A 20792-nucleotide genomic window follows, 5' to 3' on the forward strand; every position below is an offset into this window, starting at 1 on the left:
AGCACGACATGACCTATCCCTTCCCGGACGGACGGCTGTTCGTCGGTGGTGAATGGCAGGCCGGCACCGGGGCCGAGATCACCTCGACCTTTGCCGCCGAAGGCACCGAGAACATGAGCTTTGCGGGCGCGTCGCAGGCGGATGTGCTGTCGGCCATCGACCGCGCCCGGACCGCGCAGGCAAAGCCCGAATGGCAGGGCCTCAGGCCGCATGAGCGGGCGATGCATCTTTACCGGATCGCCGACGGGATCACCGCCAATATCGAACGGATTTCCTGGCTGCAAAGCCGCGACACCAGCAAGACCCGAAGCGAGGCCCGCGCGCTGGCGGCGTCCGCCGCGGCCACGTTCCGCTATTTCGGCGCCGTGCTGGAGACCTCGGACGACCTGATGACCGCCCCGCGCAGCGACTACCAGACCTATTCCGTGCATGATCCCATCGGCCTCGTCGGCGCGATCACGCCGTGGAACTCCCCCATCGCCTCGGACGCGCAGAAAGTCGCGCCGGCGCTGGCGGCGGGCAATGCCGTGCTGCTGAAACCGGCCAGCTGGTCGCCCGTGATCAGCCTGGAACTGGCCCGGATCGTGGAGGAGGCGGGGCTGCCCAGGGGGCTCTTTTCCGTTCTGCCGGGCTCGGGCCGCGAGGTCGGCAACCTGCTGGTCGAACATCCCGATATCGGCAAGGTGTCCTTCACCGGCGGCACCTCCACGGGCCGCCACCTGGCGCATGTGGCAGCCGAGAAGCTGATGCCGATCTCGCTGGAGCTGGGCGGCAAATCCCCGACCATCGTGTTCGAGGATTGCGACGAGGACCTGGCGATCGCCGGCATCCTGTTCGGCATCTTCTCGTCCAGCGGGCAGAGCTGCATCGCAGGGTCGCGCCTGTTCGTCCAGCGCAGCATCCATGACCGCTTCGTGACGCGCCTGGTCGAGGCGACCGAGGCCCTGAAGGTCGGCCATCCGTTCGACGATGCGACGCAGGTCTCGTCGATGGTGCATGCAGATCACCGCGCCTCGGTCGAAGCCTATGTGCAGGCGGCCCGCGAGGAAGGCGGCGAAATCCTGACCGGCGGCGCGCGGCCCGAGGGGGCGCGATATGACGACGGGGCCTATTACCTGCCCACGATCATCGCCGGGCTGGACAACACGGCCCGCACCTGCCGCGAGGAAATCTTCGGCCCCGTGCTGGTCGTCATGCCCTTCGACGACGAGGAGGACGTGATCGCCATGTCGAACGACAACGAATATGGCCTGGCCTGCGGGCTGTGGTCGCGCGATCATGTCAAATGCTGGCGGCTGGCGCGGGCCATCCGGGCCGGAACCGTCTGGATCAACACCTACAAGCAATTTTCGATCTCGACCCCCTTCGGCGGCGACGGGGCGAGCGGCATGGGGCGCGAGAAGGGCCGGGCGGGGCTTCGCGCCTATCAGCGGCAGAAATCGATCTACGAGGATCATTCGGGCCGGCCGCATCCATGGGCGCGCTGGCCCTGACGGTGCCCGGCTGCGGCGGCCCCGGTCGCGGGGAGGGCCTACCGCGCCCGGGCCACGTAGCCCAGTGCCATCGACGCCTGTTGCGCGGCCGAACGCACTGCATCCTTGATCGCGCCCTCGGGGCCGCTTCCTTCCTCGGTGAAACGGCTGACGGGGCCTGACACGTTGATCGCGCCGGCCGGTCGCGCCTCGTGGTCGAGCACCGCCGCCGCGCAGGAGCCGATCCCGGCTTCGAAATTGCCTTCGCTCCATGCGACGCCGAGCTGTCGGTCCTGCTGCGCCTGCTCCAGCACCGCCTCGACGGTCAGGGGCGTCTTTTCCGTGAGTTTGCGAAGCTCGACGCCGCCGAAGAGCGCGCGGATGTCATCGTCTGACATTTCGGACAGGATGGCGCGCCCGCCCGAGGAGGTATGCGCCGAGAGGCGCGATCCGGGGCGCATGTTGCTGACCAGATGCGTTCTGGGGGCCTCATGCACGAGATAGACAAGGTCGATGCCATCGAGAATGCCGAGATGTGCGGACATGCCGGTCGTCCTTGCCAGCTCGGCCAGGAGCGGCTGGCAGACCTGCACGATATCGCGCCCGTGGATCGCCTGCGCGGCCAGGCTGATCAAGGCGGGGCCGAGCCGGTATCCGGCGCCTTCCTCGATTTGCTCGATCATGCGATTGGCTTCGAGCGTGTGGATCAGGCGGATCAGCGTCGTCCTGTTGATCCCCAGCTCCTTCGAGGTGGTGCTGAGGTTTCGGCACCTTCGGCCGCTGCCGATATGGCGCAGCAGGCTCAGCGCGCGCTCGACCGGCGGCACTGAATAGGATGTCGATTCTTTTTCCGTCACGTCTCGCATCATGGGTCTCCGCCGATCACTATACAATATAGAACAAGTAATTCGTATTTGAACATACGCATTCACATGATTTCAGGGAAAAATATCCGGCACCGGAGCCTGCCGCGCAATCTCCGAACCATTTTCTTGACCCACAAGGCGCCGCATCGTATGTATGAACTTATCGTTCAAAATAGAACAGGGAGCTGGAGATGGGTGGATTGAAAATCGGCATCAGCGGTGGCGGGATCGGCGGCTTCAGTGCGGCGATCGCATTGCGCAAGGCCGGGCACGACGTGCAGGTCTTCGAACGTGCGCCCGCCTTCAACCGGGTCGGCGCGGATATCAATCTCACGCCCAATGCCGTGTTCGCGCTCGATCAGCTCGGTGTCGGGGAATACCTGCGCAAGACCGCCGCGCGGCCGACCTTTCGTATCAGCCGCGATGGCGTGACCGGCGAGGAGACGTCACGCCTGCCGATGAGCGCCGCCGCCGAAGAGAAATACGGCGCGCCGCAGCTTACGATTCACCGCGCCGACCTTCTGACCGCGTTGCAGGACCAGCTCCCCGAAACCTGCGTTCACCCCGGCATGTCGGCGAAGAGTGTCGCGCTCTCCGATGACGGCGCCACGATCCTGTTCGAGGATGGCAGCCGCCGGAAATTCGACGTCGTGATCGGCGCGGATGGCATTCATTCCGCGGTCCGCACGGCGCTTTGGGGCGAGGACGACCCGAAATTCACCGGCATCGTGTCCTATCGCGGTGTCTTTCCGCGCAGCAAGGCGTCCGAGCTGCCCGACACCGATGCCTTCACCAAGTGGTGGGGCGAGGTGCCGGAGAAGCAGATCGTGACCTTTCCGCTGACGCTCGGCGAGGAGATCTTCGTCTTTGCGACCACGCCGCAGCAGGGCTGGACCGAGGAGGGCTGGACCCTGCCGGGCGATGTCGAGGAGCTGCGCGCCGAATACAGCAATTTCCATGCCGACGCGCGCGCCCTGCTGGACGCCTGCGACGAGGTGACGAAATCCGCGCTGCATGTGCGCGAGCCGATGGAGCAATGGTCGAAGGGCCGTGCCACCATCCTGGGCGACGCCGCGCATCCGATGGTGCCGTTCATGGCGCAAGGCGCCTGCATGGCGATCGAGGATGCCGTGGTGCTGGCCCGGACGCTGGACGGTGTCGATCCCGGCGGGGTCGAAAAGGCGCTCGAGCAATACGAGACCGCTCGCAAGCCGCGCACCGCGCAGGTGCAGAAGAACTCGTTGGCCAACGAGTGGCTGAAAAAGGGTGGCAATGCCGATTGGGTCTATGGCTACGATGCTTGGGCCATCGGATTGACCTGAAGCCCAACCAAGGGAGAGACCATGAAACATCTTTTGAAATCCGTGGCCTTGGCGGCCGGTGCCGTCTGGATCGGCGGCGCTGCCATCGCCCAGGAATACACGATGAACGCGGTGACGCTGGCCCCCCGTCAGGCGGATATCTCGCGGGGCTTCGCGATGTTCATCGACGAGGTGAACGCCGAATTCGAGGGCGAGTTCAAGATCAACTGGCGCGGCGGCCCCGAGGTCATGCCGCCCTTCGGCCAGGCCGAGGCGGTGCGCAACGGCGCCATGGACATCACGTTCACCAGCCCCAGCTACTATTCCGGCCTCGTGCCCGCCTCCTCCACGATGAACCTGTCCTTCAAGGATTATGACGACATTCGCGGGACCGGCTATTATGAGCGGATGAATGAGCTGCACGCCGAGCAGGACCTCGTATTCCTTGGCGAAGTGCCGGCCACCGACCTCGCTTTCCACGTCTTTCTGAACACCCCGATCGAGACGCTCGACGATCTCGACGGGTTGCGCATCCGGGTCTTTCCGACGCTGCTTCCGCTGGTGAAGGCGCTGGGAGGCGAACCGCTGGTCCTGCCGATGGGCGAGATCTACACCGCGATGGAGCGCGGCACGATCGACGGCTTCATGCGCGGCACCGTCGGCTGGGCCGAGCAATTCCAGGGCGTCGTGACCCATGTCGTCTATCCCGGCGTCTACCGGGCCGGTTTCCCGGTCCTGGTGAACCAGAACGCCTGGAACGAGCTGCCCGAGGATCTGCGCAGCCGCATCACGACCTTCGTGCGCGACGATCTGGCCCCGCGGATCGACGAGATCTGGGCCGAGGATGTCGCCGAAGGTGTCGGGCAGATGGAGAAAGCCGGCTTCGAAGTCATCGAGCTGTCGGGCGAGGACGCCGCGCGCCTGCGCGAGGTCGCCATCGAGTCCGCCTGGACGGAGATCGCCAAGACCACGGGCGATGACGTCGCGGCCGAACTGCGCGGCATGCTGGTCGACTAGACCCCGCGATCTTCGATCACCGGCGGGGCCGCGCCATGCAGGCCCGGCCCCGCTGCCGCAACATTGCTAGGACTTGTGATGCCGTCTCCCTATCATCGTCTCCAGCGCCTTTTCAGCCGCCTGAACCTCTGGCTGGCGATCCTGGGGGCGTGCATCCTGTTTTTCGCCGCGACCATCATCTTCATCGAAGTGGTCTCGCGGGCGTTCGGCGCGGGCTCTCGTCTGTGGGTCATCGAGATCAGCGAATACTCGCTTCTCTACATCACCTTTCTCGGCGCGCCTTACCTGCTCGAGAAGAACATGCATGTCACCCTCGATCTCGTCTATAACAGCCTGTCGACAGGCTGGAAGGCCCTGGCGCAGCTGGTCAATTCGATCGTCGGCCTCGCGGTTTGCCTGGTGCTGGCCGTCGTCGGCATCGACGTGGTTCTCGACCAGGTCGAAACCGGTGTCCGCGCGACCACGGTGATGGCCCCGCCGAAATACTGGATCACGCTGGTGCTGCCCCTCGGGATGTTCCTGATGGCGGTTCAGTTTCTCTTCCAGGCGGTCGCCGCCCTCCGCACCGAGGTATCGTGATGCTCGAATGGTATTCCGTGATCGCCCTCGTGGTGGGCCCGCTGCTGGTCCTGATGATCCTCGGCCTGCCGGTGGCGTTCTCCTTCCTGGCGGTGAACATCGTCGGCTCCTACATCCTTCTGGGCGGCATGTCCGGGGTGCGGCAGGTGGTGATGAACACCATCGATTCCGTCTCCAGCTTCACCCTCGTTCCGGTCGCCCTGTTCATGATCATGGGCGAAGGCATGTTCCAGTCCCGCATCGCCATCGACCTGATGGATACGCTGGACAAATGGTTCGGAAGATTGCGCGGGCGGCTGGCCTTCATGGCCGTGGGGGGCGGGGTCCTGTTCTCGTCGCTGACCGGCAATTCGATGGGTGCGATCGCGCTGCTCGGCTCCTCGCTCGTCCCCGAGATGGAGAAGCGCGGCTACAAGAAGCCGATGACACTCGGCCCGATCCTCGGCTCTGCCGGGCTCGCGATCATGATCCCGCCAAGCTCGCTGGCCGTGGTTCTGGGCGTGGTGGCGGAATTGTCCATCGGCCGCATCCTGATCGGGATCATCGTGCCGGGCCTGTTGATGGCCGTGCTCTACACGCTCTACATCTATGTCCGCGTCACGCTCGAGCCCGACCTCGCCCCCTCCTTCGACGTGGAGCCGGTGCCGATGTCCGAAAAGCTGCACGCCACGGCGGTGAACATCCTTCCTCTCGGGCTCGTCGTCTTCTCGGTCGTCGGCGTGATCTTTCTGGGCTGGGCGACCCCGAGCGAGGCCGCCGCGACCGGCGCCTTCGCCACGCTCGCCCTTGCCGCGATGAAACGGCGGCTGACATGGAACGTGTTCTCGAAATCCATTCTCGGCAGCGCCAACATCTCGGTCATGGTGCTGCTGATCGTGTCGGGCGCGGTGACGTTCACGCAGCTGCTGGCCTTTACCGGCGCGACATTCGGCATGGTGGACGCCATCATCTCGCTCGATATCGGGCCGGGCGCCATCGTGCTGACGATGCTGGGAGCCGTGATTTTCCTGGGCATGTTCATGGGCCCCTTGCCGATCATGCTGATCACGCTGCCGATCTTCATACCCGTCATCCTCGAATTCGGCTTCGACCCGATCTGGTTCGCCGCGATGTATCTGGTCGCGATCGAAACCGGCTCCACCTCGCCCCCGCTCGGCGGCGCGCTGTTCGTGATGAAGGCCGTGGCCCCGAAGGGCACCACGATGAACGAGATCTACCGCGCGGCGACGCCCTTCATCATCTGCGATCTGGCGGCGATACTGATCCTGTTCTTCGTCCCGCAGCTGGTGACATTTCCGGTGGAATACATGTTCCGGTGACCGGACGAGGCCGGGCGTCGTGCTCCCCCGCCCGGCACGGTCTGCCGCGTCTCACCGGACCGGAAGGGCGAGCCTCCCCGGCGGCACCTCCAAGGCAGTGCTGGCATCCCAGCGGATGCCTGGGCGGGCCTCGGCCAGCTTCACGAACGGCGCGCCGACGGCAGCAGCCAGTTCCGCGAGGCCGCCTGCCGGGCACACCTTCCATGACATTTGGAAGGCCACGAAATCCGGGATCGCGCGGGAGGCGCTCGACCGGAGCGGGAAGCCTTGCGACATCGAGCGAGAACTCGCCGGCCAGCCCGCCGACCTGCTCGACCGCCTCCACGGTCACGAGATCGATCGGCCCGGCGAACTGCTTGCGTGGAACCGGGCGCCCGACGCCTGAGCCGCGGCCTCGATCGGGCGGTTACGAGCCGCGCTTGCGCAGCGCCGCGTTGTAGCCGGTCCGGCCGGGGGCGCTCAGGCGGTGTCCCTGAGATGCTCGACCAGCCACTGGGCCCCGCTATCGAGCACGCTGCCGCGCCTGCGCATGATACCAATCGGCCTGCGAAAGAGCGGATGATCGAAGGACAGGAATGTCAGCCGCCCTTCCAGATACGGACAGGTCATGGCGACCGGCATCGCGGTCAGAAGATCGGTGGCGGCGACGATCTCCAGCGCGGACCCGGTTGCACCGGCTTCGCAGCCGATACGGATCTTTTCCAGGCCAGCCGCGAGAAGGGCCGCCTCGGTCTGTTGCCGCAGCAGGCTGCCGCGGGAATGCACCAGCCAGCTTTGCGTCTCGAGATGACGGGCGGTCAGCCTGTCGATCCGAGTGAGCGGGTGGTCCGCGCGGCACAACACCCCGATCCGGTCATCGATCAACGGCTCGAAATCCAGGCGCGCCTCCTGATCGACAAGGCTTTGCGGGCCGATCAGCAGATCGATCCGGCCACGCGCCAGCATCGCCTGCAGCTCGGGAACGAGGCCCACCTGCAAATCGAGGGTCCAGCTGGGATGCGCCACGAGAAAGCGCGAGATCGCCTTGGTCAGGAACCGCCCCGACACGATCGGCGGCGCGCCCAGGCGAAGCTCTCCCCTCCGCCCTTCGGCCCAGAGACTGGCCTGAACGCCCGCCTGTTCCTCGGCGGCCCGGATCGCCAGCCCGCTGCGGGCAAGGCGACGCCCCAGCGCCGTGGGCAATGATCGCTTGCCGCTGCGCTCGAAGATCGGCGCGTCGAGACGCGCCTCCAGCATGCGCATGTTGCGGCTCAGGGCAGGCTGCGTCAGGCCGAGCTCATCCGCTGCGGCCTGAAACGAGCCGGCCTCTAGGATCGCCGCCAGCTGCGCCAGGTGTCGAGGGTCAATTTTCATACCAGAATGATATATATATGCGCAATAAAGTCATTATAATTTATGTGATGCCGGCGCTAGCGTGAGATCGACATCTTTGGGAGGAGATCATGATTCGTATTTCAGCACTGCCGCGTGCCCTGGTCGGCATGGCTCTTGCGGCCGGTCTGGCCGCACCCGCCACGGCCCAGATCTACAAGGGCGAAACCGCCGGGGTCGGGGACCCGGTCCACACGATGTTCGTGTCCTTCGTCAATCAGGCCCGCAAATCGGATGTCCAGATCCAGGTCAATGCGGGGCAGACCCTGACCAAATCGATGCTCAACGGCGCCAAGGGCGAGCTGGCCTTCTTCTCGGCCGTGCCCTCGCTCGTGCCCTTGATGCAGGCGGGCGAGGCCATGTATGCGCCGATCTCGGACGCGCCCGAGCTGGCCGAGAACCTGCGCGCGATCCTGGGCTTTCAGGCCGGGGCCTACCACCCGGTCACGCTGGACGGCTCGGGCATCGAAAGCTGGCAGGACATCGAAGGCAAGACGGTTTTCACCGGCCCGCCGGCAGGTTCGGCCTCGGCGACATCCGAGGCGTTGATCCGGGCAATCACCGGTTTCGAGCCCAACGAGGATTACACCGCCGTGCGGCTGAGCTGGGGCGAGGGCGACGACGCCCTGTCCGATGGCAAGATCGACATGATGATCCGCCCCGCGGAAGTCGGCTCGGCGAATATCGAGCAGTTCGGCCTTTCGGGGCGCTTCCGGCTGCTGTCCATCCCGGCCGAGGCCGCGCAGCAGGAGGAGACCCGCCGCATCTTCGGTGAGCCGGGCCGCGGCATGACCTCCTTCGACGGCACGCTCTACAAGGGCCAGCTCACCGAGGGCGAGATCACCGCGCTGGGGTTCTACCAGTTCATCGGCACCCATGAAGGCATGCCCGAGGATGTCGTCTACGAGGTCACCAAGGCCTTTTGGGAGAACATCGACGAGGTTCAGGGCAGCGCCCAGTTCCTGCGCGAGGTGACCCCCGAGACGGCCTTTGTCGGGGTCAATGTGCCGCTGCATCCGGGCGCGCTGCGCTACTACGACGAGGCGGGCTTCGAGATCCCCGCCAAGCTGCGCGCGGACGGCTGACGCACCGCCCCCCGGCCCGCGCTCCGGCGCGGGCGGGACCCTCGGCTCCCAATGAAAGGAAGGTCTGTCATGACCGTGCAGAGCCCTGCTCTCGGCGCGTTCTCCCGCGTCTTGTTCATCGCCGGCACACTGGCCTGTCTCGGGCTGGGCGTGATCGCGCTCTATACCTCGGGCCTCGGCCTGCTCGATCCCAAGCTGCACCGGGCCGGCGGCTTCGCGCTGGCGCTGGTCGCGGGGGTCGCGGCGGCGCGGCGCAAGCGGCTGGACACGGTTCGGACCGACCGCGATCTGGGCCGCGACGCGCCGCCCCCCCGGCACGGCGCGGAGCTGCTGCACGCGGTCATCGACATCGCGATGCTGCTGGCGGGGCTCTGGTCGATCTGGAGCTTCCTGCAGGTGCAGACCCTGATGGAAACGGCGCTTTACGACGTCTCGACACGCGATGCCTGGCCGGCGCTGGCCGGGCTGGCGGTGTTCCTCGAGCTTTGCCGCAGGCTCTGGGGCTGGGGCCTGTTCAGCGTCGGCGCGCTGGCGGTCCTCTACCTGCTGTTCGGCCAGGACCTGCCCGGCATTCTCGCGCATAGCGGCTTCGGCCTCGACGAGGTGGCCGAGAACCTGTGGTACAACACCAACAAGGGCGTGTTCGGCTCGATCACCAACATCGTGCTGGCCACGGTCTTCATCTTCATCATCTTCGGTGCGCTGCTCGAAGGCACGGGCGCTGGCGACACCTTGCTGAAATTCGCCTTTCTGGCGACGCGGCGCACGCGCGGCGGCCCGGCCCATGCCGCGATCCTGGCCTCATCGCTCTTCGGCACCATGTCGGGTTCGACCGTGGCCAACATCGTGGGCACCGGCACCTTCACCATCCCGACGATCAAGAAGCGCGGCTTCTCGCCCACCTTCGCCGCGGGCATCGAAGCCACCGCCTCCTCGGGCGGTCAGATCATGCCGCCGATCATGGGGGCCGCGGCCCTGGTCATGGCCGATCTCACGGGGGCGGGCTATCTCAACATCATCATCGCCGCGCTCGTCCCGGCCCTGTTCTATTACTTCAGCCTGTTCTGCGCGGTCACCGTCGAGGCACGGCGCCAGGGGATCGAGGTTCAGCCTCTCAAGACCGAGGACCGCATCACCCGCATCGACCTGATCAATTCGGTGCTGTTTCTCGGCCCGATCGCCACGGTCATCGCCGCCCTGCTCATGGGGCTCTCCACCTCCTCGGCCGGCTTTTACGCCACGGTCATCCTCGTGGCCCTCTCGGTGATCAATCCCGAGGTGCGCCGCGACCCGATGCGCCTGTGGCGCTCCTTCATCGGCGGCAGCGCGGCGGGCGCCTCGCTGCTGATCGCGATCGCGGCGATCGGCATCCTCGTGGGTTCGCTCGACTCGACCGGGCTCGGCCTCAAGCTTGCCAATGTCATCGGCGCGATCCGGGGCGACAGCCTGTTCTCGGCCCTGCTCGTGGCCATGATCGGTGCGCTGGTGCTCGGCATGGGCATGCCGACGCTGCCCGCCTATCTCATCATCATCCTGGTGATGGGCCCGGCCATCCAGGCCCTGGGCCTGTCGATGCTGACGGCGCACATGTTCGTCTTCTACTACGGCGTGGCCTCCTCGCTCACCCCGCCGGTGGCGATCGCGGCCTATGCGGCGGCGCCGATCGCCGGGGCGAACCCGCTGATGACGGCATTGATGTCCTTCCGTCTCGGCATGGCGAAGTTCATCATTCCCTTCATCTTCGTCTACTACCCGACGCTGCTGATCGTCGAGGAATTCCACCTCGGGGCTTTCGTGTGGATCGTCCTGCGCAGCGGCCTGTGCATCTGGCTCTTCTCCTCGGCCCTCTCGGCGCATGACCGGGGCCGGCTGACCGCCGTCGAAGTCGGGCTGCGCTTCGTGGCCGCCTTCATGTGCCTGATCGCGAGCCCCGCCATCCACCTGCCAGCGATCGCGGCCGGCGTGGCGCTGATCCTCTTCGATCTGCGCCGCGTTCCCGCCCCCACCCCCTACAAGGAGGCCCGCTGATGACCAAGCGCCCCAATTTCCTGTTCATCATAACCGATCAGCATCGCGCGGATCATCTGGGCTGCTACGGGAACCGGGTCGTGCAGACCCCCAACATCGACGGCATCGCCGCGCGGGGCACGCGTTTCGAGCGGTTCTACGTGGCCAATCCGATCTGCATGCCCAACCGGGCCTCGATCATGACCGGGCGCATGTGCTCGGTGCATGGCGCCCGTCACAACGGCATCCCGCTGTCGCGCAACCACACCACCTTCGTGGAGCTTCTGCGCGACGCCGGCTACCGCACCGGGCTGATCGGCAAGTCGCACCTGCAGAGCTTCACCGGGCTTCCGGCGAGCAACACCTTCGTGCCGCAGCCGGGCAAGCATGTGCCCGCGCCGCATCTGCGCGACGCCTTCAAGGACAACCGTCACTCCGAGGCATACGACCTCGAACATGTCGGCAAGTGGGACAAACCGCTGGCGGATCGCGCGGGGGGCGATTTCTACGGCTTCGAGCATGTCGAGGTCGCCGCCGACCATGCCGATCAGGCCTCCGGCGACTACCTGCTCTGGGCGCGCGGCCAGCGGCCCGATTTCGACAGCCTCACCGGGCCGGAGAACGCGCTGCCGGACGACCGGATCAAGGCGCCCCAGGCCTGGCGCACCGCCGTGCCGGAAGAGCTCTACTCGACCAGCTGGGTCGCTGATCGCAGCGCCGCATGGCTCGAACAGCGGGCACAGGAGGATGCGCCCTTCTTTCTGCAGATGTCCTTTCCCGATCCGCATCACCCTTTCACGCCGCCGGGGCGCTACTGGGACATGTACGATCCCGATCGGATCGAGCTGCCGCCTTCCTTCGGCAAGAGCGCGTTGAAGCCGGTCCGCGCCATGCGAGAGGCGATGGAGAAGGGCACCGACCCGCGCGACAATCAGAGCCCCTTCGCGGTGACCGAGGACGAGGCGCGGGCGATCATTGCCCTCACCTACGGCATGATCAGCATGATCGACGACGCGATCGGCCGAGTGCTCGACCGGCTCGACGCGCTGGGGCTGGCCGAGGACACAGTGGTGATCTTCACCTCCGATCACGGCGATTACATGGGCGATCACGGGCTGATGCTGAAATTGCTCCTGCACTATCAGGGCGTGGTCCGCGTCCCCTTCATCTGGAGCGACCCGCAGGCCCCGCGCCAATCGCAGGTCTCGGACGACCTGTCGTCTTCGATCGACGTCGCCTCCACCATTCTCGCCCGCGCCGGAGTGCAGGGGTTCAACGGCATGCAGGGACGCGACCTGTTCGGCGATCCGCCGCCGGAGGCGGTGATCGTCGAAGAGGACAGCCAGCGCGTGATGACCGGCTTCGACCGGCCGCAGCGCGTGCGCACGATGATCACCGAGCGTTACCGCATGTCGCTGCGCCACGGCGAGGACTGGAACGAGCTCTACGACCTGCAGGCCGACCCCGGCGAGATGCACAACCTCTATGACGACGAGGCCCATGCCGCGATCAGGGCGCGACTGACCGAGACCATGCTGCGCCGCATGGTGGCCCTGCAGGACCGCGCACCGCTTCCGGCCTACCGGGCCTGAGGCCCGGTCCGTGACGGTCCCGCCCGGCCCGCCGGGCCGGACCGAGAGGGAGGAGACCCGCATGCCGATGACATCGAAGACGATCGCGGCGCGGCTCGATCCGCGGCGGCCCTGGTTCGCCGAGGTCGACCGGGCCGCCCTGCGTCACGACCTTCTGGCGGGGTTGACCAACGCGACCGTGGTTCTGCCACAGGGCATCGCCTTCGCGATCATCGCCGGTCTGCCGCCGCGCTACGGGCTCTATACCGCCATCGTGGTGACGCTCGTCGCCGCCTTCTGGGGCTCGTCGCGGGTGATGGTCTCGGGGCCTACCACGGCGATCTCGGCCGTGCTCTTTGCGACGCTCGGCGCGCTGGCCCTGCCCGGATCGGCCGAATACGTCGCCTTGGCGCTGACCCTGACCTTGATGGTCGGCGCGCTGCAGCTCGCGGCCGGGCTGCTCGGGGCGGGGGCGATCATCGCCTTCATCTCGCATTCGGTCATCATCGGCTTCACCGCCGCCGCCGCGCTGCTGATCGCGGCGACGCAGCTGGCACCGGCCCTGGGGCTGCCGGCGCAGGGAGGCGATGCGCTGCAGCGTCTGACCGGCACCTTCTCGGCACTGCCCGACACCGCGCCCCTGGCGCTGTTGATCTCGATCGGAACGCTCGCGGTGCTTTTGGGTCTGGGCCGTCTCGATCGCCGTATCCCGGCCTACATGATCGCGCTTGCCGGGGCCGGGTTGCTGGGCTGGGCGATCGATGCCGAGGCGCGCGGCGTCGCGATGTTCGCACCGCTCGGCATGATCACCCCCGCGTTCCGGGCCCCCGATCTCGATCCGGCGATGGTCATGACGATGATCCCCGGAGCCGTCGCAATCGCCTTCGTCGGGCTGCTCGAAGCGATCTCGATCGGCCGCGCCTTCGCGATCCGGCGCGAGGAACGCTACGACGCCGACCAGGAGATGGTGGGGCAGGGCCTGTCCAACATGATCGGCAGCCTGTTCCAGTGCTACGCCGGATCGGGTTCGTTCACCCGCTCGGGGCTCAACGCCGAAAGCGGCGCGCGCACGCCCCTGGCGGCGATCTTCGCTGCCGGTTTCCTGCTGGTCCTGCTCGTCCTCGTGGCGCCGCTGGTGCGCTACATCCCGGTGCCGGCGATGGCCGCGATCATCCTGCATGTCGCCTGGCGGCTGGTCGATCTGGCCGAGATCCGGCACATCATCGCCACCAGCCGCAGCGAGACCGTGATCCTGCTGGCCACGTTCGGCACCGGCGTGATCTCCGAGCTGACCTTCGCGATCATGGTCGGCGCCTTCGCCTCGCTTGCCGCCTTTCTCTACCAGAGCGCGCGGCCGATCGTCGCCGTCGGCGCCCCCGTGACCGAGCCCGGCGGCCGGCGCGCCTTTGCCAATGCGCATCTGCGCGGGCTCGACCAATGTCCGCAGATCTCCATGACCCGGCTCGAAGGGCCGCTCTTCTTCGCGTCGGTCGAGCATGTCGAGAGAGAGCTGCGCCGGATCGACGCGCGCGATGGCGCCAAGACCCGCATCCTTTCGCTCAAGGGCACAGGAAAGATCGACCTCGCCGGCGCCGATTTCATCCTCAAGGAGGCGCGCCGCGCCCGGCGCATGGGATTGGGGTTCCTGCTGATCGCCGCCAACCCGGAAATCATCGACGTGCTGCGCCGGCTTGGCGTGCTCGACGCGCTCGGCGCGCGCAACGTTCACGCCCATAAATCCGATGCCATCCGCGAGGCGGTCGCACAGGCGCGCGACACCGTCTGCGCGCGCTGCAGCCTTCGCGTCTATCACGAATGCGCCGGCAAACCCGGCCCGCCCGCCCCCCGCGCGGCCACCGCCCGCGCCCCCGCTTCTTTCGTCCAAGGAGGAACATCATGACCGCTGATACATCCGCGCTGCCCGCGACCGGGCAAACCCGCAACGCGCAGGCCTACATGCCCGGCTTCGGCAACGACTTCGAAACCGAGGCGCTGCCCGGCGCGCTGCCGCAAGGCATGAACAGCCCGCAGAAATGCGCCTATGGCCTTTACGGCGAGCAGCTTTCGGGCACCGCCTTCACCGCGCCGAGCCATCAGAACGAACGGACATGGTGCTACCGCATCCGCCCTTCGGTGAAGCACACCGGCCGCTTCGCGCGCATCGATCTGCCCTACTGGAAATCGGCGCCGCATGTGCTGCCCGAGGTGACCTCGCTCGGCCAGTATCGCTGGGACCCGGTGCCGCACTCGCAAGAGCCGCTCGACTGGCTGACCGGCATGCGCACCATGACGACCGCGGGGGACGTCAACACCCAGACCGGCATGGCGAGCCATGTCTACCTCGTCACCCAAAGCATGACGGATGCCTATTTCTACTCCGCCGACAGCGAGCTTCTGGTGGTGCCGCAGGAGGGGCGGCTGCGGTTTTGCACCGAGCTCGGGGTGATCGACCTCGCGCCCAGGGAGATCGCGATCATCCCGCGCGGCCTCGTCTACCGGGTCGAGCTGCTGGAGGGTCCGGCGCGCGGCTTCGTCTGCGAGAATTACGGCCAGAAGTTCCACCTGCCGTCGCGCGGCCCGATCGGCGCCAACTGCATGGCCAACCCCCGCGATTTCAAGACGCCCGTGGCCGCCTTCGAGGACCGCGAGACGCCCTCCACCGTCACCGTCAAATGGTGCGGCCAGTTCCACCGCTGCGAGATCGGGCACAGCCCGCTCGACGTGGTGGCCTGGCATGGCAACTACGCGCCGGTGAAATACGACCTGACCACCTATTGCCCGGTCGGTGCGATCCTGTTCGACCATCCCGACCCGTCGATCTTCACCGTGCTGACCGCGCCTTCGGGCGTCGAGGGCACGGCGAACATCGATTTCGTGCTGTTCCGAGACCGCTGGATGGTGGCCGAGAACACCTTCCGCCCGCCCTGGTACCACAAGAACGTCATGTCCGAGCTGATGGGCAACATCCACGGCCAATACGACGCCAAGCCGCAGGGCTTCGCGCCCGGCGGCATGAGCCTGCACAACATGATGCTGCCGCATGGCCCCGACCGCGAGGCCTTCGAAGGGGCCTCGAACGCCGATCTGGTACCGCACAAGCTCGAGGATACGATGTCCTTCATGTTCGAGACGCGCTTTCCGCAGCACCTGACCGAGTTCGCTGCCCGCGAGGCGCCGCTGCAGGACGATTACCTCGACTGCTGGACCTCGCTCGAAAAGAAGTTCGATGGCACCCCGGGTGAAAAATGAGGCTCCATGCATATTGGCGCTCGACCACCTCCTACCGGGTGCGGATCGCGCTGAATCTCAAGGGGGTCGCCTACGAGACGGCCCCCGTGAACCTCATGCGGGGCGAGCAGGCGGAGGCGGCGTATGCGCGGCTCAACCCGTCGCAAGGCGTGCCCGCCCTGGTCCTCGACGACGGCACCGTGCTGACCCAATCGATGGCGATCCTCGACTGGCTGGAGGAAACCCATCCCACGCCGCCGCTCCTGCCCGGGGACGCCACCGCACGCGCGCAGACACGCGCCGCGGCGCTGGTCATCGCCACCGACATCCACCCGGTCAACAACCTGCGGGTCGTCGCCCGGCTCGGGCAATTGGGCCATGACGCGGCGGTACGCACGGCATGGATGAACGACTGGATGACGCGAGGATTTCACGCCTTCGCGCGCATGATCATGGCCGATACGGCGTTCAGCTTCGGCGATGCGCCCACTCTCGCCGATGTCTGCCTTGTCCCGCAACTCTACAACGCGCGCCGCTGGGGCTGCGATCTTGCCCCCTTTGCCCGGCTGACGGAGATCGAGGCACGCTGCCTCGCGCTGCCGGGCTTTGCCGCGGCGCGGCCCGAGCTGCAACCCGATGCGACCTGAAGGAGACCCTGAATGACCGACCTGATCCGATCCTGGATCGCGAGCGCCAATGATCCCGCTTGCGATTTTCCTCTCAACAACCTCCCCTACGGCGTCTTTTCGACCGCAGGCGGCGCGCCGCGTTGCGGCACCGCCATCGGCGACCAAATCCTCGATCTGCACGGGCTGGAGCAAGCGGGGCTGCTGGAGTTCTCGAACCAGCTCCAAACCGGCCGCTGGAACGAGATCATGGCCATGGGGCGCGACACATGGGCCCGGCTGCGGCGCGAGGTGATAAAGATGCTGGAGGAGGGCGCCGAGGCGCAGGCGAGGGTCGAGCCGCATCTGGTGCCAATGGCACAGGCACGGCTGCACATGCCCTTCGCCGTCTCCGAATTCACCGATTTCTATGCCAGCCGGCACCATGCGCAGAATGTCGGCACGATGTTTCGCGGGGCCGAGAACGCGCTGCCGCCGAACTGGCTGCATATCCCGATCGGCTACAATGGCCGCGCGTCCTCGGTCGTGGTGTCGGGCACGCCGGTGCGGCGTCCGCAGGGCCAGCTCAAGGGACCCGATGACGCGGCGCCGCGTTTCGGCCCTTCGCAGCGCTTCGATATCGAGCTGGAGATGGGTGCCATCGTCGGCCAGCCCTCCGAGCGCCCGCTCTCGGTGGCCGAGGCCTTCGACAACATCTTCGGCTACGTGCTGCTGAACGACTGGTCGGCGCGCGACATCCAGGCCTGGGAATACCAGCCGCTCGGTCCCTTCCAGGCCAAGGCGACGGCGACGACGATCAGCCCTTGGATCGTCACCGCGGCGGCGCTGGAGCCGTTTCGCGCCGACACGCCCGACCGCGAGGTGCCGCTGCTCGATTATCTGAACGAACCGGGGCCGATGCTCTACGACATCGATCTCGAGGTCGGACTGACGCCCGAGGGCCGCGAAGAGACCGTCATCTGCCGCACCAATTACCGCGAAATGTATTACTCCGCCCCGCAGCAGCTGGCGCATCATTCCAGCAGCGGCTGCCCGATGCGGGTGGGCGACCTGCTCGGTTCGGGGACCATCTCGGGCCCCGAGCGCGGCAATCGCGGATCGCTTCTGGAGCTGAGCTGGGGCGGAAAGGAGCCGGTCGAGATCGCGGGCGGGACACGAAGCTTCATCGAAGACGGCGACGTGCTGACGCTGCGCGGCCATGCCAGGGGGCAGGGGTACCGCGTGGGGTTCGGCGCATGCGTGGGACAGGTCCTGGGCGATCGAAACGGCAGTTGAACCGCGAGGATGCGCCTCACCGGAGAAGGGGCCTGCGGCCTCCTCTCCGGCATGTCGGCCTGGAGCATCGCTGAAAGAAGGCCATGGGTGCGCGTCATGGAGCGTCAGGCCGCTGCGAAATAGCCGGCGATGCTGCCCCGAACCCGGCATCTGAGGCCGGTCTCCTCGGCTGTCGCCGTCTCCACCAGAACGACCGGTTCCCGGGCGAAGGCGTCGCGCAGCGGCCGCGCGACGACCTCGCGCCCGTCATAGCTCATGGCGGTTCGCGGCGCGCCGTAGCTGATGCCGACGCCGGCGCCATTGGCGGCGAGGCTGCGCATCAATTCGAGAGACGCGACCCGGTGGCGCAGCTCGGGCCTCGCGCCGATCCGGCGGAACAGACCCAGCATGTGGCGCACCGAGAGCCCTTCCTCCGACAGGATCAGCGGACGCGACGACAGCGCCGCGAGGGTCACGTCCTCGCCGGATGCCAGGGGGTCGTTTGCCGACAGGAAGGCATGCGGCCGCACCTGCAGGAGCGGCAGGCGCAGAAAGCTGCCGTCGAGCCCCAGATCATAGCTCACCGCCAGGTCGATCCGCCCCTCCAGCATCTCGCGCGCCAAGGTTTCGAAATTGCCTGTCCTGTGACGGATCTCGATATCGGGCAAATCATGACGCAGGGCCGCGAGCAACGGGCAGAGATGAAAGGGGGCCAGATCGTCGAACACGCCCAGCACCACCTGCCCGCCGGACCTGCCCAAATGCTGCGGATCCTCGAGCCTGCGCGCCGTCGCGAGGAACCCCTCGACCGCCTTCATGTAGCTCTCTCCAACCGGGGTCAGCCGGACGGGCATGCCCTTGCCCCGGTGAAAGAGCTTCAGCCCGAGACGGGCCTCGACCCGTGACAGCGCCACGGACAGGGAAGGCTGGGACACGTTGAGCTGCGCCGCCGCAGCGGCAAGGCTTCCCGCGCGGGCGACGGTTGCGACATATTCGTATTGGCGCAGGGTCAGGTATAGCATGAGCCTAATCATAACATCGAAAGATATTATTGGAACCTAAGTTACCTCCCTTTCTAGGCTGGGCGCGACCATTTCCCGATGAGGACAGGCGCATGACACACCCCCTGATCACCCCCGAGCAGATCGAGAGTTTCCAGCGCGACGGCGTGGTGCTGATCCGTGGGCTGTTCGCCGACCATGTCGAGACGCTGCGCGCCGGCGTGGCGCGCAACATGGCCGAGCCGGGCGAATATGCCGCCGAGAACCTCAAGGCAGGCGAGGGCGGCCGCTTCTTCGACGATTACTGCAACTGGAACCGGATCCCGGAATTCGAGGCGGTGATCCGCACATCACCCGCAGCCGAGGTGGCGGCGGATCTGATGGGATCGCGCCGGGTGCAGCTCTTTCACGATCATGTCCTCGTCAAGGAGCCGGGGACCTCGAAGCCCACGCCCTGGCATCAGGACGGACCCTATTACTTCGTGGAGGGGCGCCAGACGGTAAGCTTCTGGTCGCCGCTCGATCCGGTGCGTGGCGCCTCGCTGCGCTGCGTGGCGGGATCGCATCTGTGGGAGAAGCCGGTCCTGCCGACCCGCTGGCTGGCGGAGACCAGCTTCTATCCCGACGAAAGCGCCTACAGGCCGGTTCCGGACCCCGATGCCGAAGCCATGGACATCCGCGAATGGGAAATGGAGCCGGGCGATGCCGTGGCCTTCCATTACATGACCCTGCACGGCGCCCGCGGCAACGAGACCACGGCGCGGCGGCGGGCCTTCTCGCTGCGGCTCGTGGGCGACGACGCGCGCTACGTGCAGCGCCCCGGACCCACCTCGCCGCCCTTTCCAGGCCATGACATGTCGCCGGGCGACAGGCTGCGCGAGGACTGGTTCCCGCTCATCCTCGACCGCGAGAAGCGAAAAGACGTGGCCTGAGCGCCCTGTCCGGCTGCCCCCGGCGCCTGCAACTTTGCCCCGGCGACGCGATCGCAGTGGCGTCCGACCGCCGGGCCGGGCGCTGCTGAAGGATCTGCTGACACCGGGCATATCGCCGATGGGCCGGATCGTTCGAGGCGAAGCGCTCCCTGAACGAAGCGACAGTTTGAGGGGCGGCGGAGGGGCATGAAATTTCCGTCGCGGTGTCATCGGGCGATCATCCGATGGCCCGGGGGTGATCGGCATGGCGGCGCTTCTCGCAAGGCGGGGCAGGGTGATCTTCGGGATGAGCCACAGGGGCTGATCTTATTGTCTGCCCTTATTTCGTTATGTATGCCATCCTCGAACAGGGGCCGATGCTGCATGGAAGATGGATGAGCCGGGTTGGTCCGCGAAACAGATCCGCCGAGGCGGGAACAGGGGCGGGTCGATGAGCGTGACATTCAAGGACGTCAAGGCCGACCTGCTCGACCGGATCGCGCGCGGGGTGATGCGGCCGGGCAGCCTTCTGCCGAACGAGATCGACCTCGCCGAGAGCTATGGCTGCGCGCGGGCCACGGTGAACCGGGCGATGCGGGAGCTGGCCGAGGAGGGCATCGTCGAGCGCAAGCGCAAGGCAGGCACCAGGGTGCGGATGACGCCGATCCGGCAGGCCCGCTTCTCGATCCCCATCGTGCGGGAGGAGATCGCGGCCCAGGGGGCGGAGTATCGCTATGCGCTGGTCGACCGGAAGATGCAGGAGGTGCCGGACTGGCTGCGGGGCAGGCTGGAGCTGACCGCCGGTCAGCAGGTGCTGCATCTGGTGTGCATGCATTACGCGGGCGGCATGCCCTACCAGCACGAGGATCGCTGGATCAATCCCGAGGTCGTCCCGCGCGTGACGGAGGCGGATTTCTCGGCCAGCGGCCCGAACGAGTGGCTGGTGGCCGAGCTTCCCTTCTCGAACGCCGAGATCGCCTTTTCGGCGGTCGAGGCGGACCGCGACCTTGCCGATCATCTCGGCTGTTCGACCGGCGACGCGCTGTTTCGCACCGAGCGCACGACCTGGCTTCAGGGAAAGGCCATCACGCTGGTGCGGCTGACCTATCGGCGCGGCCACAGGATGACCACGCAGTACTAGGGCGCGACGCCCGCACCGGCGGGGACGGGGACGGGGGCGGGCT

General features: G+C 66.8%; 18 protein-coding genes. 15 read left to right on the plus strand and 3 right to left on the minus strand.

The features are described 5' to 3' along the window. Nucleotides 1-8: 8 nt before the first annotated feature. Nucleotides 9-1493, plus strand: a complete 1485-nt coding sequence (locus CJ301_RS09925; RefSeq protein ID WP_099276868.1) for an aldehyde dehydrogenase — start codon at nucleotides 9-11, stop codon at nucleotides 1491-1493. A gap of 38 nt (nucleotides 1494-1531) precedes the next feature. Here CJ301_RS09925 and CJ301_RS09930 read toward each other — a convergent pair whose 3' ends face one another. Continuing rightward, nucleotides 1532-2329 carry an IclR family transcriptional regulator gene (locus tag CJ301_RS09930; RefSeq protein WP_216823280.1) on the minus strand — a complete coding sequence of 266 codons (798 nt, stop codon included), beginning with the start codon at nucleotides 2327-2329 and terminating at the stop codon, nucleotides 1532-1534. 200 nt (nucleotides 2330-2529) lie between these two features. Between CJ301_RS09930 and CJ301_RS09935 the strand changes: the two genes are divergently transcribed. From CJ301_RS09935 to CJ301_RS19385, 5 genes are all read left to right on the plus strand, one after another. Beyond that, a complete protein-coding gene (locus CJ301_RS09935; protein ID WP_099276873.1) occupies nucleotides 2530-3660 on the plus strand; it encodes an FAD-dependent monooxygenase in 1131 nt (376 codons plus the stop codon). A 21-nt stretch (nucleotides 3661-3681) separates the two neighbouring features. After that, nucleotides 3682-4656, plus strand: a complete 975-nt coding sequence (locus tag CJ301_RS09940; protein WP_099276874.1) for a TRAP transporter substrate-binding protein — start codon at nucleotides 3682-3684, stop codon at nucleotides 4654-4656. Between the two features lie 78 nt (nucleotides 4657-4734). Next, nucleotides 4735-5235, plus strand: coding sequence for a TRAP transporter small permease (locus tag CJ301_RS09945; RefSeq protein ID WP_099276876.1), 501 nt, complete (start codon nucleotides 4735-4737; stop codon nucleotides 5233-5235). Further along, nucleotides 5235-6554, plus strand: coding sequence for a TRAP transporter large permease (locus CJ301_RS09950; RefSeq protein WP_099276878.1), 1320 nt, complete (start codon nucleotides 5235-5237; stop codon nucleotides 6552-6554). Before CJ301_RS09945 ends, CJ301_RS09950 begins: the two co-directional genes overlap by 1 nt. Before the next feature lie 97 nt (nucleotides 6555-6651). After that, nucleotides 6652-6939 (plus strand): hypothetical protein, encoded by a 288-nt coding sequence (locus tag CJ301_RS19385; RefSeq protein WP_254050121.1) that lies wholly within the window; start codon nucleotides 6652-6654, stop codon nucleotides 6937-6939. 74 nt (nucleotides 6940-7013) lie between these two features. Here the strand turns inward: CJ301_RS19385 and CJ301_RS09960 are convergent, their stop codons facing one another. After that, nucleotides 7014-7907, minus strand: a complete 894-nt coding sequence (locus tag CJ301_RS09960) for a LysR family transcriptional regulator (RefSeq protein WP_099276882.1) — start codon at nucleotides 7905-7907, stop codon at nucleotides 7014-7016. A gap of 89 nt (nucleotides 7908-7996) precedes the next feature. Here CJ301_RS09960 and CJ301_RS09965 point away from each other — a divergent pair, with 89 nt between their 5' ends. From CJ301_RS09965 to fahA, 7 genes are all read left to right on the plus strand, one after another. Beyond that, nucleotides 7997-9010, plus strand: coding sequence for a TAXI family TRAP transporter solute-binding subunit (locus tag CJ301_RS09965; protein WP_099276884.1), 1014 nt, complete (start codon nucleotides 7997-7999; stop codon nucleotides 9008-9010). A gap of 69 nt (nucleotides 9011-9079) precedes the next feature. Continuing rightward, on the plus strand, nucleotides 9080-11038 hold the full coding sequence (locus tag CJ301_RS09970) for a TRAP transporter permease (protein WP_162620492.1): 1959 nt from the start codon (nucleotides 9080-9082) through the stop codon (nucleotides 11036-11038). Continuing rightward, nucleotides 11038-12609, plus strand: coding sequence for a sulfatase family protein (locus CJ301_RS09975; protein WP_099276888.1), 1572 nt, complete (start codon nucleotides 11038-11040; stop codon nucleotides 12607-12609). Before CJ301_RS09970 ends, CJ301_RS09975 begins: the two co-directional genes overlap by 1 nt. A gap of 61 nt (nucleotides 12610-12670) precedes the next feature. Continuing rightward, nucleotides 12671-14488: a SulP family inorganic anion transporter gene (locus tag CJ301_RS09980; protein ID WP_254050122.1), complete on the plus strand. Its 1818-nt coding sequence runs from the start codon at nucleotides 12671-12673 to the stop codon at nucleotides 14486-14488. After that, nucleotides 14485-15837 carry a homogentisate 1,2-dioxygenase gene (hmgA, locus tag CJ301_RS09985; protein ID WP_173812348.1) on the plus strand — a complete coding sequence of 451 codons (1353 nt, stop codon included), beginning with the start codon at nucleotides 14485-14487 and terminating at the stop codon, nucleotides 15835-15837. Before CJ301_RS09980 ends, hmgA begins: the two co-directional genes overlap by 4 nt. After that, nucleotides 15834-16463: a maleylacetoacetate isomerase gene (gene maiA / locus CJ301_RS09990; protein WP_099276890.1), complete on the plus strand. Its 630-nt coding sequence runs from the start codon at nucleotides 15834-15836 to the stop codon at nucleotides 16461-16463. Before hmgA ends, maiA begins: the two co-directional genes overlap by 4 nt. A gap of 12 nt (nucleotides 16464-16475) precedes the next feature. Next, nucleotides 16476-17717 (plus strand): fumarylacetoacetase, encoded by a 1242-nt coding sequence (gene fahA / locus CJ301_RS09995; RefSeq protein ID WP_099276892.1) that lies wholly within the window; start codon nucleotides 16476-16478, stop codon nucleotides 17715-17717. Between the two features lie 104 nt (nucleotides 17718-17821). On the opposite strand, the gene CJ301_RS10000 is transcribed toward fahA, so the two are convergent. Next, nucleotides 17822-18718: a LysR substrate-binding domain-containing protein gene (locus CJ301_RS10000; RefSeq protein ID WP_162620493.1), complete on the minus strand. Its 897-nt coding sequence runs from the start codon at nucleotides 18716-18718 to the stop codon at nucleotides 17822-17824. 92 nt (nucleotides 18719-18810) lie between these two features. Between CJ301_RS10000 and CJ301_RS10005 the strand changes: the two genes are divergently transcribed. Then, nucleotides 18811-19629, plus strand: a complete 819-nt coding sequence (locus CJ301_RS10005) for a phytanoyl-CoA dioxygenase family protein (RefSeq protein WP_099276896.1) — start codon at nucleotides 18811-18813, stop codon at nucleotides 19627-19629. A 430-nt stretch (nucleotides 19630-20059) separates the two neighbouring features. Next, the gene (locus CJ301_RS10010; RefSeq protein ID WP_099276898.1) at nucleotides 20060-20749 is read left to right on the plus strand and encodes a GntR family transcriptional regulator; all 690 of its coding nucleotides are present in this window, start codon (nucleotides 20060-20062) and stop codon (nucleotides 20747-20749) included. Nucleotides 20750-20792 lie beyond the last annotated feature (43 nt).

Origin of the sequence: Limimaricola cinnabarinus (assembly GCF_002723615.1) — a bacterium.
GTDB classification, from domain to species: Bacteria; Pseudomonadota; Alphaproteobacteria; order Rhodobacterales; family Rhodobacteraceae; genus Limimaricola; species Limimaricola cinnabarinus_B.

Excerpts from the sequence above, each read along its gene's own strand:
- CJ301_RS09925 (WP_099276868.1), top strand. The coding sequence starts at position 9 with ATGACCTATCCCTTCCCGGACGGACGGCTGTTCGTCGGTGGTGAATGG.
- CJ301_RS09935 (WP_099276873.1), top strand. The coding sequence starts at position 2,530 with ATGGGTGGATTGAAAATCGGCATCAGCGGTGGCGGGATCGGCGGCTTC.
- CJ301_RS09940 (WP_099276874.1), top strand. The coding sequence starts at position 3,682 with ATGAAACATCTTTTGAAATCCGTGGCCTTGGCGGCCGGTGCCGTCTGG.
- CJ301_RS09945 (WP_099276876.1), top strand. The coding sequence starts at position 4,735 with ATGCCGTCTCCCTATCATCGTCTCCAGCGCCTTTTCAGCCGCCTGAAC.
- CJ301_RS09950 (WP_099276878.1), top strand. The coding sequence starts at position 5,235 with ATGCTCGAATGGTATTCCGTGATCGCCCTCGTGGTGGGCCCGCTGCTG.
- CJ301_RS09960 (WP_099276882.1), bottom strand. The coding sequence starts at position 7,907 with ATGAAAATTGACCCTCGACACCTGGCGCAGCTGGCGGCGATCCTAGAG.
- CJ301_RS09965 (WP_099276884.1), top strand. The coding sequence starts at position 7,997 with ATGATTCGTATTTCAGCACTGCCGCGTGCCCTGGTCGGCATGGCTCTT.
- CJ301_RS09970 (WP_162620492.1), top strand. The coding sequence starts at position 9,080 with ATGACCGTGCAGAGCCCTGCTCTCGGCGCGTTCTCCCGCGTCTTGTTC.
- CJ301_RS09975 (WP_099276888.1), top strand. The coding sequence starts at position 11,038 with ATGACCAAGCGCCCCAATTTCCTGTTCATCATAACCGATCAGCATCGC.
- CJ301_RS09980 (WP_254050122.1), top strand. The coding sequence starts at position 12,671 with ATGCCGATGACATCGAAGACGATCGCGGCGCGGCTCGATCCGCGGCGG.
- hmgA (WP_173812348.1), top strand. The coding sequence starts at position 14,485 with ATGACCGCTGATACATCCGCGCTGCCCGCGACCGGGCAAACCCGCAAC.
- maiA (WP_099276890.1), top strand. The coding sequence starts at position 15,834 with ATGAGGCTCCATGCATATTGGCGCTCGACCACCTCCTACCGGGTGCGG.
- fahA (WP_099276892.1), top strand. The coding sequence starts at position 16,476 with ATGACCGACCTGATCCGATCCTGGATCGCGAGCGCCAATGATCCCGCT.
- CJ301_RS10000 (WP_162620493.1), bottom strand. The coding sequence starts at position 18,718 with ATGCTATACCTGACCCTGCGCCAATACGAATATGTCGCAACCGTCGCC.
- CJ301_RS10005 (WP_099276896.1), top strand. The coding sequence starts at position 18,811 with ATGACACACCCCCTGATCACCCCCGAGCAGATCGAGAGTTTCCAGCGC.
- CJ301_RS10010 (WP_099276898.1), top strand. The coding sequence starts at position 20,060 with ATGAGCGTGACATTCAAGGACGTCAAGGCCGACCTGCTCGACCGGATC.